Source organism: Streptomyces sp. NPDC050842, from assembly GCF_044456565.1.
Taxonomy (GTDB): domain Bacteria; phylum Actinomycetota; class Actinomycetes; order Streptomycetales; family Streptomycetaceae; genus Streptomyces.
The window spans coordinates 230,943-246,056 of sequence record NZ_JBITGA010000001.1; the positions used below are offsets into that span (position 1 = coordinate 230,943).

Consider the following 15,114-nt stretch of genomic DNA (forward strand, 5'->3'; position numbering starts at 1 on the left):
AAGGACCATACTGCCGGGGTCCAACATCCGTTCAAGGCTGAACGGATACCAGCGAGGACGGAGTGACTGCGTTGCGAATACCGCGTACACCGCGTAGCCCGCGTGCACGGATCAGACGCCTGGGCGTGGCGACCGCCGCGGCCGGACTGCTGGCCACGATGCTGGCGGCCGGACCCTCGGTCGCCACTCCCGATCCCGGAGACGCCCTGACCCAGGGCACGGTCTCCGCGGAGCAGGCGGCCGAAGCGCGTTCCGCCATCCAGAGCGGTGAGATCCCCGGCGTGGACGAGATCGTCCACAGCAAGAACATCGAGCACCTCGTCAACATCCCCAAGGACGCGCTCCCGGGGACCAACTCGGACCTCGCCTTCCAGGGCAAGTACGCCTTCGCGGGCAACTACGACGGCTTCCGGATCTTCGACATCAGCAACCCGAAGGCCCCGAAGACCGTCGCCCAGGTCCTCTGCCCCGGCTCCCAGAACGACATCTCCGTCTCCGGGAACCTCGTCTTCCTCTCCACCGACTCCTCCCGAAGCGACAACTCGTGCACCAGCACGTCGCAGCCCGCCTCGGTGAAGGAATCCTGGGAGGGCATGAAGATCTTCGACATCAGCGACATCAGGAACCCGAAGTACGTCGCCGCCGTCGAGACCGCCTGTGGCTCGCACACCCACACGCTCCTGCCCAAGGGCAAGAACGTGTACGTGTACGTCTCCTCCTACTCGCCCAACGCCGCCTTCCCGGACTGCCAGCCTCCGCACGACGGCATCTCGGTCATCAAGGTGCCCCGCAAGGCGCCCGAGAAGGCCGCGATCGTCAGCTTCCCCGTCCTCTTCCCGGGCGAGGGCCCGGACGGCGGCGGCAACCCGGGCGGTCCCACCAACCCGGGCGTCTCCAAGACCACCGGCTGCCACGACATCACCGTGCTGCCGGAGAAGGACCTCGCCGCCGGTGCCTGCATGGGTGACGGCATCCTCTTCGACATCGAGGACCCCGAGCACCCGAGGGTGATCGACCAGGTCCAGGACAACGTCAACTTCGCCTTCTGGCACTCGGCGACCTTCAACCAGAAGGCCAACAAGGTCGTCTTCACCGACGAGCTCGGCGGTGGCGGCGGCGCCACCTGCAACGCCGTGGTGGGCCCGAACCGGGGCGCCGACGGCATCTACGACATCGTCGGCAAGGGCGACAAGCGCAAGCTCGTCTTCCGCAGCTACTTCAAGATCCCGCGCCACCAGGCCGACACCGAGAACTGCGTCGCCCACAACGGCTCGCTCATCCCGGTCAAGGGCAAGGACCTCATGGTCCAGGCCTGGTACCAGGGCGGCGTCTCCGTCTGGGACTTCACCGACTCCGCCCACCCGAAGGAGATCGGCTACTTCGAGCGCGGCCCGCTGTCCGCCACCACGATCTCCACGGGCGGTTCGTGGTCCGCGTACTACTACAACGGCTACATCTACTCGAACGACATCGCCAAGGGCTTCGACGTCCTGAAGCTCTCCGACCGCCGCACGGACCCCGCGAAGCGGATCCGGATGGACGAGCTCAACGTCCAGACGCAGCCGGACTACTTCGACTTCGACGACTGAGTCGAGGACTGATCGAGGTGCACCACCGGCGCGCCGTCGGGCGGACCCCCGTCCGGCGGCGCGCCCTGCTCCCAGTCGAGCCCGTACCGCTGGAAGAGCTCCCACCGCAGCCGCGCCATGGGCATCGGGGCGCCCGGCAGCAGGACCGCCACCACCGCGCCCATCAACAGCGCGCGCAGCAGCGGGTAGTCCGTGTCCACGTCCTGCGAGCCGTACCGGGTGACCGTGTCCCGCAGCAGGAACGCGAGCCGTTGCTGCTCCTCGCACTGCACGAAGCCCTCCGCCTGGAGGATTCCCGCCATGTGGGTCCGCATCAGGGTGGGCCGGTCCACCGCGAGGCCCAGGACCGCGTCGATCGCCCGGGCCATCCGCTCCCGGCCGTCCTCCGTGCGCGGCTCGCGCTCCAGCGCCTCCTCCAGCGTCAGGTGCATCAGCCGGTGCACCGCCGCCTGCAGCAGCTGCCGCTTCCCCGGGAAGTAGTACGAGATGAGTCCGCGCGCCGTACCGGCCCGCTCCGCGATGTCGCCGAGCGTGGTCGCCTCGTAGCCGCGCGTCGACACCAGTTCCACGGTCGCCCGCAGAATCCGCTCACGTGAGCGGCGCCTGAGCTCTTCATTGACCGATGGGCTACGCGGGGACATGCTTGGCTCCTGCGTTGACTGGCTGCCGGCCAATATACTCAGCGCATCCCGTCGCCGCGCCCCCGTGGCAGGCCGACGGGGAGGCCGTCTGTTCTGGGCGACACGGGGGATCGTCCAGAACAGGCGGCTTCATCGCGTTTCTCCCATTGTCCTCCTGCGGTACGTCAGGACGGCCACGGCCACGCAGCACCAGCCGAGCAGCCAGCCGCCGAGCACGTCCGAGGTCCAGTGGACGCCCAGGTAGATCCGCGTCCAGCCGACCCCGAGCACCGACACGACCGCGACGCTCGCGAGGACGCTCCAGCCGCGCCACTCCGCCCGCCAGTGCAGCGCGAGCACCCACAGGAGCACGCCGCAGGTCACCATCGCGGTCATCGCGTGCCCGGACGGGAAGGCCGCGTACCGCGCCGAGTCGACCGGGTCGGGCCACGCGGGCCGGTCCCGCCCCACCAGGTACTTCAGGCCCTGCTGAAGCCCGACCGCGGCGAAGCTCGTGCCGGCCACCCACAGGGCCAGCATCCGCTCCCGCCGCCACCACAGCAGCACCACGGTGACCGCGGCCAGGGCGCGCATCGTCCAGGGGTCCCACACCCAGTCGCTGAGGAAGCGGTTGATGCCGGTGACGCCGGGCTCGGCGACGGCGTCGCGGTGCAACTCCTCGGCGACCGACCGGTCGAAGGAGAGCAAGGGGGACCACCCTGCGGCGACGAGCGCCAGCAGGAGGACGAACAGGACTCCGGAGACCACGGCGGAGGATCGCATGCGCCGATCCTGCCCGACGCCCCGCCCGGGGCCGTGATCCGCCCCGCCCCGGGCGGTGCTCCGCCCCGCCGCAGGCGGTGATCCTCGCCACCCTCCGTGCGCGGTCCGCCTCCGCTAACCCAGCGCGGAGAGCGCCGGGACGAAGGCCACGAGGACCGGGACCACGGGGACCAGGGACGCGACGGCGGTCAGCCGCAGCCGGCGCCCCGCCGTGAGCCGCGGGGTCGCGGTGAGAAGCCGGTGCACCCGCTGCGGCAGATCCGCGTCCGGTGCCGGGCCGGGGCCGAACACCCCCCGGTCCTCGTTCAGTTCGACGAGGGCGAGCGCGATCGTCAGCCGCCCGAACCGGCGCGAGGCCACGTCGTCGGCGGCCAGCTCCACCAGCCGGTGCATCTCCTCGCGGAAGGCCGTGAAGACGGGGACCCCCGGGAACCCGCCGGCGAGCGCGGCCGAGCAGTGCAGCAGCCAGTCGTGCCGGGCCCGGGCGTGACCCTGCTCGTGGGCCAGGACCGCGTCCAGCTGCCGGCCTTTCAGGCGCCGGAGCGCGGCCGTGGTGATGACCAGTCGGGGCGTGGTCCCCGCCATCCACCACGCGTCCGCCCGCTCGCCCTCCAGGACGACGAGCCGCTCGCTGCCGGGTTCCTCCCCGGGCAGCAGGGGAGCACGGACGAGGAGATCGCAGCGGCGCTGTCTGCGCCGGGCGCGCGCCTGGCCGATCTCCCGGCCGAGCATCGCCCCGGACCAGACGCCGCCGCAGGCCAGGGCGACCGCGAGGACCCCCGACCACGGGCCGGTCGTGCCGAGTTCGTACGCGTCGACCACCGCGCGCGGCGCGGGCGCGAAGAGCTGCCCCCGTACCGCCTGCCAGGCCGCCGACGCGCTGAGTGTCATCGACAGCGCGAAGCTCAGCAGCACCGCCGCCACCACGCACTGCCACACCCAGAGCGCGACCACGGGTTCTCGCTCCACCCAGTCGGCCCGCGCCAGCAGCCGGGGGGCCGCGACGGCGGTCAGGAAGCCGAGCAGGAGGAGTGCGAGGGAGACCCACATGAACGCCACCCTATGAGCGCGGTACTGGTCGGGGGTATGGCCCCGGACGTCAAGTGACGTACGACACGGTTTCGTTGTGAGGGAAGTGCGGATCACCCGCCCTCACAGCGTCACCAGCATCGCCACCATCGCCAGGGCCATCGAGAGGCGGCACGTGAGGGTGAGCTCCGGCCGGGTCGCCCAGGCCGGTCCGGGGCCGCCCGCGGCCGCCACCGCCGCCGGTGCGAGCCGCGCCCCCGCACGCAGGACGTACACGGTGTAGTAGAGGAGCAGCCCGCCCGTCAGCACCGGTGTGCCGCCCGCCGCCCCCATGGCGTGCCCCGTGTGCGCCCCCTGCGCGACGGGGGCGGCCATCGCCACCGCCATGTAGAGCATCGCGAGCGAGCCGACGAGATGATGCAGATGGTGCCCGCCGCGCCGGGCCGCACCGGCCATGCCGACCAGTGCCGCCCCGCCGAACACCGCCGCGTACACCGCCCAGCTCCAGCCCGGCTGTGCCACGACCGTCGCCGGCAGCGCCATGACGGCCATCCCGAACCCCATCAGCGCCTCGCCGCCCGCCGCCCGCCGCTCCTCCCCGTCGGACACGCGCATCCGCAGCAGGCAGTACGTGCCCGTGGCCGCGCACAGCGCGACCAGCAGCCACCCGGACAGGGCCCCTCCGTGCACGGCACACACCCCCCTCACCGAGAGAAGTGCCCGTCGCCCGAAGGCCCCACGCGGGCGCACGGGCGCGCACAGGTGTACGAGGGGGAGTGAAAGGCGCGCGCGTTAGGCTCGGGACGATCGCGCACGCCGATCGTCAGCGCCCGAGGGGAGCCCGTACGCATGGACACCGCCACGTCCCAGGAGACCGGCCGGATCAAGAGCCGGATCGAGTACCGCGAGGCGGTCCTGGACGACGTCCCCGTGCTCGTCCCGCTCGTGGAGTCGGCCTACCGGGGCGACGCCAGCCGGGGCGGCTGGACGACGGAGGCGGACATCCTCCAGGGGCAGCGCACCGACCCCGAGGGGGTGGCCGCCGTCATCACCGCCCCGGGCAGCCGCCTCCTGGTCGTCGAGCAGGACGGGGAGGTCGTCGCCTGCTGCCAGCTGGAGCACCGGGGCGAGGCCGCCTACTTCGGGATGTTCGCGGTCCGTCCCGAGCTCCAGGGCGCGGGCCTCGGCAAGCGCATCATCGAGGAGGCCGAGCGGCGCGTGCGCGAGCTGTGGGACGTCCGCGAGATGCACATGACGGTGATCTCCGTGCGCGAGGAGCTCATCGCCTGGTACGAGCGGCGCGGCTACCGGCGTACGGGGCGGATGACCCCCTTCCCGTACGGCGACGAGCGCTTCGGTCTGCCCCAGCGTGACGATCTGCAGTTCGAGCTGCTCGTCAAGCCGCTGAGCTGACGCGGTACAGCCGCCCGCACGGCGGAAGGGTGGCCTCAAGGCTGACTGACAGGAAAAACTTCGGTTGCGATGGGGGTCGCACAGGATAATTTCTCTTGCTCCCCTTGTGTCGGGGAACCGTGAATGGTTACGGTGTCTTAACGCGAGGTTCTCCTGTGGAGGAAGAGGCATGACGGAAATTCTTGTGCAGGACGTGACCGGTGGGGGGATATCCACCGACGCTCGGGTGATCGACCACCCCGCTTGGGCCGAGCTCAAGAATGCCGTGGAGGAGATCCGCACCTGGCAGAGCGCGGACGGCTCCATCGACTTCGAGCCCGAGGGTGCGCCCGCCCGCGCCCTCGTCGAGCTGACCCTCGACCGGGTCACCGCCGCGGTCGAGCAGCTCTCCCCGCTCGTCCCGCACGACGGCGCCTACCACCGCGCGCTCGTCTCCGACCTGCGCAAGTGGGCCGAGAGCGGCTTCACGGTCCCGGACTTCCTGGACTCGCTGCTGGCCTTCCAGCCGGCCGCCGACCGCGTGGACGGGCTCCAGCACCTCGTGCTCTTCCCGATGTACACGCAGAACGGCAACCCGGACCGGAACCTGGAAGCCGTCGTGCTCCGCATGGTCTGGCCGGAGTGGCTCGCCGAGCTGGAAGCCACCCGCTACGACAACCCGCTCTTCTGCGGCATCACCTTCGAGGACTTCACCGCCGGGTACGACACCAACTCGGCCGTCCTCTTCCCGGAGACCATCGCCGTCCGCGAGGCCCCCGAGCGCTTCAGCTGGGGCGGCATCTTCTGCGACCGCGAGGCCGCCCGCTTCCGCAAGGTCACCGAGGCCGCCGTCGACACCCTGGGCATCCAGCTGCCCGCGGACATCGCCGCCATGATCGACGACCAGACCCGCTGCGAGCAGGCCTTCGTGCTCTGGGACATGGTCCACGACCGCACCCACAGCCACGGCGACCTGCCCTTCGACCCCTTCATGATCAAGCAGCGCCAGCCCTTCTGGATGTACGGCCTGGAGGAGCTCCGCTGCGACCTCACCGCCTTCAAGGAGGCCGTGAAGCTGGAGGCCGAGGGCAACGCGCACGGCCGTGACGTGCAGTACGCGGTGCTCTTCGACCGGATGTTCCGCTTCCCGCTCTCCGGCGACCGCAACCGCAACTACGACGGTCTCGGCGGCCAGCTCCTCTTCGCGTACCTCCACAAGAACGACGTGGTGCGCTGGACGGACAACACCCTCAAGATCGACTGGCAGCGGGCCCCCGAGGTCACCAACCAGCTCTGCGCCGAGATCGAGAAGCTCTACCGCGACGGCATCGACCGCCCCAAGCTGGTCCACTGGTTCAAGGCGTACGAGCTCGTCTCCACCTACCTCTCCCCGCACCCGGGATCGAAGTGGGCCAAGGGTCCGGACGCCCTGGACCTGTCCCTCCCGCCGCGCAAGCTGGTCGACGACGTGCTTCCGGACGAGTTTCCGCTCAGCATGTTCTTTGAGGCCCTTTCCAAGAAGCTGAAGGGCGTGATCGCCGACACCAAGGGGATCACCGCCGCCGACGTCCCGCGCCACGAGCGGGCCGCCGCGTGAGCGACCCGACCGACAGCACGGAGACCACGGAGGAGGCGTCGCCCATGAACGCCAACGGAAACGGCGGGCCGCTGGACGGCGCCGTCATCGCGGTCGCCGGCGCGGCCGGCCCCGCGGGCCGCGCGGCTCTGCTGCGCCTCGCCGAGGCGGGCGCCACCGTCGTGGGCTCCGACGCCGACCCGGCGCGCCTCGCGGAGGCCGTCGACGCCGCCCGCTACGCCCACGGCGGCGCCCGGGTCATCGGCGACACCGTCGACCTGCTCGACCTGGACGCCACGCGTGACTGGGCCGAGAAGACGGAGAAGGAGTTCGGCCGGATCGACGGCCTGGTCCACCTCGTCGGCGGCTGGCGCGGCAGCGCCTCCTTCACGGAGACCGACCTCAAGGACTGGGACTTCCTGGAGAAGCTCCTCATCCGCACCGTCCAGCACACCTCGCTCGCCTTCCACGACGGGCTGCTGCGCGCCGGCGGACGCGGCCGGTACGCCCTGATCAGCCAGGTCGGCGCGCACAAGCCGCTCGCCAACAACGCCGCGTACAACGCCGGCAAGGCGGCGGCCGAGGCGTGGACCCTCGCCATGGCGGACTCGTTCCGCAAGCTGGGGGGCGACGACGGCCCGCAGGCGGCTGCTGCGATCCTGGTGATCAAGGCGTTGGTGCACGACGCGATGCGCGCCGAGCGCCCCAACGCGAAGTTCGCGGGCTTCACCGACGTGAAGGACCTGGCAGACGAGATCGTCGGCCTGTGGACCAAGCCCGCCCAGGAAGTGAACGGACAGCGCCTGTGGCTGACACCCAAGCCGTGACAGGGGCCCTCGGCCCGCGGACCGACGCGCGTCGTCACCACGACCCGTCGGTCCGGGGCTTCGCCAGCGACAACTACGCCGGCGCCCACCCCGAGGTCCTCGCGGCCATCGCCCTCGCCAACGAAGGCCACCAGGTCGCCTACGGCGAGGACCAGTACACCGAGCACCTCCAGCGCGTCATGCACAGCCACTTCGGCTCCAGTGCCGAGGCCTTCCCGGTCTTCAACGGCACCGGCGCCAACGTGACCGCCCTCCAGGCGCTCACCGACCGCTGGGGCGCCGTCATCTGCGCCGAGTCCGCGCACATCAACGTGGACGAGGGCGGGGCGCCGGAGCGGATGGGCGGCCTCAAGCTGCTCACCGTGCCCACCCCGGACGGCAAGCTCACCCCCGAGCTGATCGACCGGCAGGCCTGGGGCTGGGAGGACGAGCACCGGGCGATGCCGCAGGTCGTCTCGATCACCCAGAACACCGAGCTGGGCACCGTCTACACGGTCGACGAGGTCCGCGCGATCGTCGAGCACTCCCATGCCAAGGGCATGAAGGTGCACCTCGACGGCGCCCGCATAGCCAACGCCGCCGCCTCGCTGAACGTGCCGATGCGCGCGTTCACCAACGCGGTCGGCGTGGACGTGATCTCGTACGGCGGTACGAAGAACGGCATGCTCTTCGGCGAGGCCGTCGTCGTCCTCAACCCGGACGCCGTCAGCCACATGAAGCACCTGCGCAAGCTGTCCATGCAGCTCGCCTCGAAGATGCGCTTCGTGTCGGTGCAGCTGGAGGCGCTCCTCGCCAAGGACCTGTGGCTGCGCAACGCCCGCCACGGCAATGAGATGGCCCAGCGGCTCGCGGCCGGCGTGCGCGAGGTCGACGGGGTGGAGATCCTCTACCCGGTGCAGGCCAACGCGGTCTTCGCGCGGCTGCCGCACGAGGTGAGCAGGCGGCTGCAGGAACGCTTCCGCTTCTACTTCTGGGACGAGGCCGCCGGCGATGTGCGCTGGATGTGCGCCTTCGACACCACGGAGGACGACGTGGACGACTTCCTCCAGGCGCTGAAGGAAGAGATGGCGCGCCAGTAGCGGTTACTCGACCGTGACTGCATGAATATACGGCCGGACGGAAAGTCATTGACTTCCGTCCGGCCGTTTCCTTACGCTCTCACCGCATGGAACTCGTGCAGCAACACCCCGATATCGCGGCCTACCTGGCAGTCGGTGAGGCCGTCGACCATGACCATCCCCAGGTCGTGGAGGTGGCGGCCCGGCTCGCTGACGATCATCCAGACGCATACTCATACGCCGAGGCGGCCTACGCCCACGTACGCGACACCATCCCGCACTCCCAGGACTCGGGCGACCTCCGCGTCACCTGGCGCGCCTCCGACGTCCTGGAGCAGCGCACCGGCATCTGCTACGCCAAGTCCCTCGCGTACGCCGCGCTGCTGCGGGCCCGCGGCATCCCGGCCGCCCTCTGCTACCAGCGGCTCGCGGACGACGACGGCGCGAACCCGGTGATCCACGGCCTCGTGGCCGTCCTGCTGCCCGGGGAGCGGCACTGGGCCCGGCAGGACGTGCGGGGCAACAAGCCTGGCGTCGACGCCCGGTTCTCGCTGGGGGAGGAGCGCCTCGCCTGGACCGTACGGCCGGAGCTCGGCGAGGTCGACTACCCGCAGCTGTACGCCGAACCGCACCCGGCCGTCCTGGGCGCGCTGAAGGCGGCCCCGGACCGGCCGTACCTCTGGCGGACGCTCCCTACGGAGCTCTGACCCCGCCGACCGGCCGTCGGGTCAGCCCGCTTCCTTGACCTGCGCCGGCGTCGGAGCCGTACCGCCGAGGTGCGCGGGCACCCACCACGTGTCGTTCGCGTCCTTCGGGCGGACCGGGTAGGCGCGCTGCGCGGCCTCCAGGAGCTCCTGGACGCGCTCGCGCAGCCGCCGCGTGATCGCGCCCGCGTACTGGTCGGAGGGGGCCTCGAGGGGCTCGCCGACGCGGATCGTCACCGGGATGTGGCTCCGCTTGAAGTTCCGGGGACGGCCCTTCGTCCAGACCCGCTGGGTGCCCCAGAGCGCCATCGGGATCAGCGGGACGCCCGCCTCCTGCGCCAGCCGCGCCGCACCCGTCTTGAAGCTCTTGAGGGTGAAGGACTGGGAGATGGTCGCCTCGGGGAAGACACCGATGATCTCGCCGGCCCGCAGCGACTCGAGCGCGTGCTGGTAGGCGTGCTCGCCCTGCGAGCGGTCGACGGGGATGTGCTTCATGCCGCGCATGAGCGGCCCCGACACCTTGTGCCTGAAGACGGAGTCCTTCGCCATGAAGCGGACGAGACGCTTCTGCGGCAGGGCCGCGAGACCCGTGAAGATGAAGTCCAGATAGCTGATGTGGTTGCTCACGAGCACCGCGCCGCCCGTGCGCGGGATGTTCTCGGAACCCTGCGTGTCGATCTTCAGGTCGAGAGCCTTGAACAGCGTGAGCGCGGCACCGACGACCGGTCGATAGACGAGTTCTGCCATCGGAGAGGAACCTCTTCTTCGTGTGCCCGGAGCGGGTTCTCCCGGCGAAGTTACGCGGCCGTAGGTTTTCGGCTTTGGGCAGATCGTGCCCCATGTGGGGCGCCGTGACCAGTCCAGGCGGCTTCGTGCAGGGAGATTCTCGTCACCCCTGGTGGCCGTGGCGGGAATCGAACGGTCCCGTGCGACGCTGCTGGTGGGGGAGGAGAGACGCATGGGAAAGGGGAGAAGGATGTCGGAGGCCCTGGGGGCGGAGGTCCTGCGGCCGGAGGTGCTCGGCGCCGAGCTGGGCGAACGGGCGACCCTCGTGCAGTTCTCGACCGCCTTCTGCCAGCCATGCCGCGCCACCCGCCGCACCCTCGCCGAGGTGGCCGCCATGGTGCCGGGCGTCGCGCACGTGGAGATCGACGCCGAGGAACGCCTCGACCTCGTACGGGAACTGGCCATCGCCCGGACGCCCACCGTCCTCGTCCTCGACCGCACGGGCCGGGTCGTCCGCCGGGCGGCCGGACAGCCCCGCAGGGCGGACGTCATCGCGGCGCTGGGGCGGGCGGTCTGACGCGGTGACACTTCTCCCATATCCCGGTACGCACTTGACTGCACCCGCCACCGATCGTCACCCTGACGGAGTGCCCCCAGAACTCCTTCTCTACGGCCGGGTCCATGTGGACCTGGCCCGCAACGCGAGCGCGCGCTGTCCGGGTGTCTGACCACCCCAGGACTCCCCTCATGACGCCCTCGCAGAAGGACAATTCCATGACGGTTACGCCGGACCTCCAGCTCAGTACCGCTCCCACGATCGGCGCACCCCGGCAGGCCTCTCCCGATCTGCTCCGCTCCGTCTTCCGCCGGCACGCCGCCGGTGTCGCGGTGATCACCGCGCACGGCGAGCGCCCCGTCGGCTTCACCGCGACCTCGCTCAACTCCGTCGCCGCCGAGCCCCCGATGATCTCCTTCGGGGTGGGCACCACCTCCTCCAGCTGGCCCGTGGTGGCCGAGGCCGAGCACATCGGCGTGCACATACTCGGCGAGCACCAGCAGGAGCTGGCCGCCACCTTCGCGCGCAGCGGTGCCGACCGCTTCGGCGGGTCGACCCGCTGGAGCGTGGGGCCGGAGGGGGTGCCCGTCCTGGACGGCGTCCTCGCCTGGCTGGTCTGCCGCGTGGTGGCCCGGGTGCCCGCGGGCGACCACCGGATCGTGATCGCGCAGGCCGTCGCCGGAGACCCGGACGGCGTGGGCAGGCCGCTCCTGTACCACCACGGGCGCTTCAACGCGCTGCGCGACTGAGAGTTCCCGTGACGCGCCTCTCTCCGCGCGTTGTCAAGGTCACATTGCTGAGCGCTTGCTTACCCGTAACGAACTGGGTGTACTGACGAGTAATATTTCGGTCGGGGCGTCCGGCGCCCCGACCGGAAACCCGCCCTTCAGGCGCCTATGCTGCGAGCAACAAGGCAGCCAAGTTATGACGATGCAGTAGGAGAGCCGGCGTGAGCTTGAGGATCGTTGTCTGTGTGAAGTACGTGCCCGACGCGACCGGAGACCGGAAGTTCGCGGACGACCTGACGGTCGACCGCGACGACGTCGACGGCCTGCTGTCGGAGCTCGACGAGTACGCGGTCGAGCAGGCCCTGCAGATCGCCGAAGAGGCGGACGACGCCGAGGTCACCGTGCTGACGGTCGGCCCCGAGGACGCCAAGGACGCGCTGCGCAAGGCGCTGTCCATGGGCGCCGACAAGGCCGTCCACGTCGAGGACGACGACCTGCACGGCAGTGACGTCATGGCGACGTCGCTCGTGCTCGCCAAGGCGATCGAGAAGACCGGCTACGACGTCGTCATCGCCGGTATGGCCTCCACCGACGGCACCATGGGTGTCCTGCCGGCGATCCTCGCCGAGCGCCTGGGCGTCCCGCAGGTCACGCTGCTCTCCGAGGTCAAGATCGAGGACGGCAAGGTGACGGGCCGCCGTGACGGCGACACCGCCTCCGAGCAGCTGGAGGCCTCGCTTCCGGCCGTCGTGTCCGTGACGGACCAGTCGGGCGAGGCGCGCTACCCGTCCTTCAAGGGCATCATGGCCGCCAAGAAGAAGCCGGTGGAGTCCCTGGAGCTCGACGACCTCGACATCGACGCCGACGAGGTCGGCCTCGACGGCTCCTGGACGAAGGTCGACTCGGCCGCCGAGCGTCCGGCGCGCACCGCGGGCACGATCGTCAAGGACGAGGGCGAGGGCGGCAAGCAGCTCGCCGAGTACCTCGCGAGCCAGAAGTTCATTTAGTTGCCGGGGGTCCGGGGGTCGCCCCCGGGCCGGCACAGCATCTAAGGCTCGCGCGAGCCGTTCCGTCCGCCCCCTTTCGTTCGCAGGAGACTGAAGTCCCATGGCTGAGATCCTCGTCTACGTCGACCACGTCGACGGTGCCGTCCGCAAGCCCACCCTGGAGCTGCTGACCCTCGCCCGCCGCCTCGGCGACCCGGTCGCCGTCGCCCTCGGCAACGGCGCCGCCGACACCGCCGCCGCGCTCGCCGAGCACGGTGCCGTGAAGGTCCTCACCGCCGACGCCCCCGAGTTCACCGAGTACCTCGTCGTCCCGAAGGTCGACGCGCTCCAGGCCGCGTACGAGGCCGTTTCCCCGGCCGCCGTGCTCGTCCCGTCCTCCGCCGAGGGCAAGGAGATCGCGGCCCGCCTCGCGGTCCGCATCGGCTCCGGCGTCATCACCGACGCCGTGGACCTGGAGGCCGGTGACGAGGGCCCGGTCGCGACGCAGGCCGCGTTCGCCGCCTCGTTCACCACCAAGTCCCGTGTCTCCAAGGGCACCCCGGTCATCACGGTCAAGCCGAACTCGGCTCCGGTCGAGGCCGCCCCGGCCGCCGGTGCCGTCGAGGCCCTCGCGGTCTCCTTCGGCCCGCTGGCCACCGGCACCAAGGTGACCGCGCGCACCCCGCGCGAGTCGACCGGCCGCCCGGAGCTGACCGAGGCCGCGATCGTGGTCTCCGGTGGCCGTGGCGTCAACGGTGCCGAGAACTTCGCGATCATCGAGGCGCTCGCCGACTCGCTCGGTGCCGCCGTGGGCGCCTCGCGCGCCGCGGTCGACGCCGGCTGGTACCCGCACGCCAACCAGGTCGGCCAGACCGGCAAGTCGGTCTCGCCCCAGCTGTACATCGCGTCCGGCATCTCCGGTGCGATCCAGCACCGCGCGGGCATGCAGACCTCGAAGACCATCGTCGCCATCAACAAGGACGCCGAGGCTCCGATCTTCGACCTCGTCGACTACGGCGTGGTGGGCGACCTCTTCGACGTCGTCCCGCAGCTGACCGCCGAGGTTCAGGCTCGCAAGGGCTGACCTGCGGTTCTATCCGGTCCGGGGGCCGCGTGGCGATTCGTCGCCGCGCGGCCCCCGGCCGTTTCGGACACCCATTGACGTGGGTCCCGACCGACTATTAACTTCGCTATACGGATTGTTGATTCCGTGAAGCGGAAAACAGGAGGATGTGGGATGGGTCAGCAGGAGAAGGTGTCGACGAGCCTCGCGGGCGCGGTCAGCGAGGGCATCAGCGCCTCCCTGGCGGCGGTGGACGCAGAGCTCGACCGCCGCTACCCGGGAGACCCCGGCACCCGCCAGCCCGTCCACACGGTCTACGTCCCCGGCAACGTCTTCGACGCCGACACCGTCCGCTCCTGGGGCGACCAGGCCCTCGCGGCCCTCGACGAGCACGCCCCGGACGCCGCCTCCTTCGCCGCGGTCCTCGGCCTCGCCGACGACCTCGCCGAGGACGTCTACGGCCGCGTCCGCGCCAAGCTGGAGCGCGAGCCGATCGAGGACCTGCGGGTCGACTTCGAGGACGGTTACGCGGGCCGGGACGAGGACCAGGACGCGGCCCGCGCCGCCCGGCTGATCTCGGAGGCGTACGCGAACGGCACGGCCGCCCCGTACATGGGCATCCGGATGAAGTGCATGGAGTCCGCCGTACGCGACCGGGGCATCCGCACCACCGACGTCTTCCTCACCGGGCTCCTGGAGAACGGCGGCCTCCCCGACGGCCTCGTCCTCACCCTCCCCAAGGTGACCTACCCCGAGCAGGTGTCCGCCTTCGTGCGTCTCCTGGAGGCCTTCGAGAAGGCCCACGGCCTGGACGCCGGCCGCCTCGGCTTCGAGATCCAGATCGAGACCAGCCAGTCCATCCTGGCCACCGACGGCACCGCCGCCGTCGCCCGCATGATCGGCGCCGCCGAGGGTCGCGCCACCGGCCTGCACTACGGCACCTTCGACTACAGCGCCTGCCTCGGCGTCTCCGCCGCCTACCAGGCGAGCGACCACCCCGCCGCCGACCACGCCAAGGCGATCATGCAGGTCGCCGCCGCCGGCACCGGCGTCCGCGTCTCCGACGGCTCCACCAACGTCCTCCCGGTCGGCTCCAAGGAGCACGTCCACGAGGCCTGGCGCCTGCACTACGGCCTGACCCGCCGCGCCCTCGCCCGCGCCTACTACCAGGGCTGGGACATGCACCCCGGCCACATCCCCACCCGTTACGCCGCCGTCTTCGCCTTCTACCGCGAGGGCTTCGAGGCCGCCGCCAAGCGCCTCTCCGCGTACGCCAACCACGCCGGCGGCGACGTCATGGACGAGCCCGCCACCGCCAAGGCGCTCTCCTCGTACCTGCTGCGCGGAATCGACTGCGGCGCCCTCGACACGGCCGAGGTCGACGCCCTCACGGGCATGAGCCGCGCGGCCCTCGACCGGTTCGCCGCCCCGCGCCGCGGCGACCTCACCGCCTCGGCCGAGTAGCCTCGCCGCCTTC

Annotated in this window: 16 protein-coding genes; 11 read left to right on the forward strand and 5 right to left on the reverse strand. The window is 70.9% G+C overall.

Features of this window, described 5'->3' with window-relative positions:
* The first annotated feature begins 158 nt into the window (after positions 1–158).
* Entirely contained in the window at positions 159–1,589 is a 1,431-nt protein-coding gene (locus ACIBG6_RS01070; protein WP_384140646.1) for an LVIVD repeat-containing protein, read from the forward strand.
* On the opposite strand, the gene ACIBG6_RS01075 is transcribed toward ACIBG6_RS01070, so the two are convergent.
* From ACIBG6_RS01075 to ACIBG6_RS01090, 4 genes are all read right to left on the reverse strand, one after another.
* Entirely contained in the window at positions 1,568–2,230 is a 663-nt protein-coding gene (locus tag ACIBG6_RS01075) for a TetR/AcrR family transcriptional regulator (protein ID WP_399220360.1), read from the reverse strand. The two genes, ACIBG6_RS01070 and ACIBG6_RS01075, sit on opposite strands and share 22 nt — an antisense overlap.
* Before the next feature lie 129 nt (positions 2,231–2,359).
* Positions 2,360–2,992, reverse strand: coding sequence for a phosphatase PAP2 family protein (locus ACIBG6_RS01080; RefSeq protein ID WP_399220362.1), 633 nt, complete (start codon positions 2,990–2,992; stop codon positions 2,360–2,362).
* Positions 2,993–3,106: 114 nt separating this feature from the next.
* Positions 3,107–4,042, reverse strand: a complete 936-nt coding sequence (locus ACIBG6_RS01085; protein ID WP_399220363.1) for a M56 family metallopeptidase — start codon at positions 4,040–4,042, stop codon at positions 3,107–3,109.
* A 102-nt stretch (positions 4,043–4,144) separates the two neighbouring features.
* Positions 4,145–4,711 carry a DUF5134 domain-containing protein gene (locus ACIBG6_RS01090; protein ID WP_399220364.1) on the reverse strand — a complete coding sequence of 189 codons (567 nt, stop codon included), beginning with the start codon at positions 4,709–4,711 and terminating at the stop codon, positions 4,145–4,147.
* A 159-nt stretch (positions 4,712–4,870) separates the two neighbouring features.
* On the opposite strand from ACIBG6_RS01090, the gene ACIBG6_RS01095 reads away from it, so the two are divergent.
* The 5 genes from ACIBG6_RS01095 to ACIBG6_RS01115 all read left to right on the forward strand — a co-directional run bounded on the left by ACIBG6_RS01095 (position 4,871) and on the right by ACIBG6_RS01115 (position 9,581).
* On the forward strand, positions 4,871–5,434 hold the full coding sequence (locus ACIBG6_RS01095; protein ID WP_399220365.1) for a GNAT family N-acetyltransferase: 564 nt from the start codon (positions 4,871–4,873) through the stop codon (positions 5,432–5,434).
* 169 nt (positions 5,435–5,603) lie between these two features.
* A complete protein-coding gene (locus tag ACIBG6_RS01100) occupies positions 5,604–7,010 on the forward strand; it encodes a DUF6421 family protein (protein ID WP_399220366.1) in 1,407 nt (468 codons plus the stop codon).
* A gap of 44 nt (positions 7,011–7,054) precedes the next feature.
* Positions 7,055–7,816, forward strand: a complete 762-nt coding sequence (locus tag ACIBG6_RS01105; protein ID WP_399220367.1) for an SDR family NAD(P)-dependent oxidoreductase — start codon at positions 7,055–7,057, stop codon at positions 7,814–7,816.
* The gene (locus ACIBG6_RS01110; protein ID WP_399221147.1) at positions 7,813–8,895 is read left to right on the forward strand and encodes a threonine aldolase family protein; all 1,083 of its coding nucleotides are present in this window, start codon (positions 7,813–7,815) and stop codon (positions 8,893–8,895) included. The genes ACIBG6_RS01105 and ACIBG6_RS01110 overlap by 4 nt, the downstream gene beginning before the upstream one ends.
* 86 nt (positions 8,896–8,981) lie before the next feature.
* Positions 8,982–9,581, forward strand: coding sequence for a transglutaminase family protein (locus ACIBG6_RS01115; RefSeq protein WP_399220368.1), 600 nt, complete (start codon positions 8,982–8,984; stop codon positions 9,579–9,581).
* 21 nt (positions 9,582–9,602) lie between these two features.
* Here ACIBG6_RS01115 and ACIBG6_RS01120 read toward each other — a convergent pair whose 3' ends face one another.
* Positions 9,603–10,325, reverse strand: a complete 723-nt coding sequence (locus tag ACIBG6_RS01120) for a lysophospholipid acyltransferase family protein (protein ID WP_399220369.1) — start codon at positions 10,323–10,325, stop codon at positions 9,603–9,605.
* 229 nt (positions 10,326–10,554) lie between these two features.
* On the opposite strand from ACIBG6_RS01120, the gene ACIBG6_RS01125 reads away from it, so the two are divergent.
* The 5 genes from ACIBG6_RS01125 (at position 10,555) to ACIBG6_RS01145 (ending at position 15,101) form a co-directional block, all read left to right on the forward strand.
* Entirely contained in the window at positions 10,555–10,881 is a 327-nt protein-coding gene (locus ACIBG6_RS01125) for a TlpA family protein disulfide reductase (protein ID WP_399220370.1), read from the forward strand.
* A 197-nt stretch (positions 10,882–11,078) separates the two neighbouring features.
* On the forward strand, positions 11,079–11,609 hold the full coding sequence (locus ACIBG6_RS01130) for a flavin reductase family protein (protein ID WP_399220371.1): 531 nt from the start codon (positions 11,079–11,081) through the stop codon (positions 11,607–11,609).
* Between the two features lie 200 nt (positions 11,610–11,809).
* Positions 11,810–12,595, forward strand: coding sequence for an electron transfer flavoprotein subunit beta/FixA family protein (locus tag ACIBG6_RS01135; protein WP_399220372.1), 786 nt, complete (start codon positions 11,810–11,812; stop codon positions 12,593–12,595).
* Positions 12,596–12,695: 100 nt separating this feature from the next.
* Positions 12,696–13,658: an electron transfer flavoprotein subunit alpha/FixB family protein gene (locus ACIBG6_RS01140; protein ID WP_399220373.1), complete on the forward strand. Its 963-nt coding sequence runs from the start codon at positions 12,696–12,698 to the stop codon at positions 13,656–13,658.
* Between the two features lie 153 nt (positions 13,659–13,811).
* On the forward strand, positions 13,812–15,101 hold the full coding sequence (locus tag ACIBG6_RS01145) for a DUF6986 family protein (protein ID WP_399220374.1): 1,290 nt from the start codon (positions 13,812–13,814) through the stop codon (positions 15,099–15,101).
* The last annotated feature ends 13 nt before the right edge of the window (positions 15,102–15,114 follow it).

Excerpts from the sequence above, each read along its gene's own strand:
- ACIBG6_RS01070 (WP_384140646.1), top strand. The coding sequence starts at position 159 with ATGCTGGCGGCCGGACCCTCGGTCGCCACTCCCGATCCCGGAGACGCC.
- ACIBG6_RS01075 (WP_399220360.1), bottom strand. The coding sequence starts at position 2,230 with ATGTCCCCGCGTAGCCCATCGGTCAATGAAGAGCTCAGGCGCCGCTCA.
- ACIBG6_RS01080 (WP_399220362.1), bottom strand. The coding sequence starts at position 2,992 with ATGCGATCCTCCGCCGTGGTCTCCGGAGTCCTGTTCGTCCTCCTGCTG.
- ACIBG6_RS01085 (WP_399220363.1), bottom strand. The coding sequence starts at position 4,042 with ATGTGGGTCTCCCTCGCACTCCTCCTGCTCGGCTTCCTGACCGCCGTC.
- ACIBG6_RS01095 (WP_399220365.1), top strand. The coding sequence starts at position 4,871 with ATGGACACCGCCACGTCCCAGGAGACCGGCCGGATCAAGAGCCGGATC.
- ACIBG6_RS01100 (WP_399220366.1), top strand. The coding sequence starts at position 5,604 with ATGACGGAAATTCTTGTGCAGGACGTGACCGGTGGGGGGATATCCACC.
- ACIBG6_RS01105 (WP_399220367.1), top strand. The coding sequence starts at position 7,055 with ATGAACGCCAACGGAAACGGCGGGCCGCTGGACGGCGCCGTCATCGCG.
- ACIBG6_RS01115 (WP_399220368.1), top strand. The coding sequence starts at position 8,982 with ATGGAACTCGTGCAGCAACACCCCGATATCGCGGCCTACCTGGCAGTC.
- ACIBG6_RS01120 (WP_399220369.1), bottom strand. The coding sequence starts at position 10,325 with ATGGCAGAACTCGTCTATCGACCGGTCGTCGGTGCCGCGCTCACGCTG.
- ACIBG6_RS01125 (WP_399220370.1), top strand. The coding sequence starts at position 10,555 with ATGTCGGAGGCCCTGGGGGCGGAGGTCCTGCGGCCGGAGGTGCTCGGC.
- ACIBG6_RS01130 (WP_399220371.1), top strand. The coding sequence starts at position 11,079 with ATGACGGTTACGCCGGACCTCCAGCTCAGTACCGCTCCCACGATCGGC.
- ACIBG6_RS01140 (WP_399220373.1), top strand. The coding sequence starts at position 12,696 with ATGGCTGAGATCCTCGTCTACGTCGACCACGTCGACGGTGCCGTCCGC.
- ACIBG6_RS01145 (WP_399220374.1), top strand. The coding sequence starts at position 13,812 with ATGGGTCAGCAGGAGAAGGTGTCGACGAGCCTCGCGGGCGCGGTCAGC.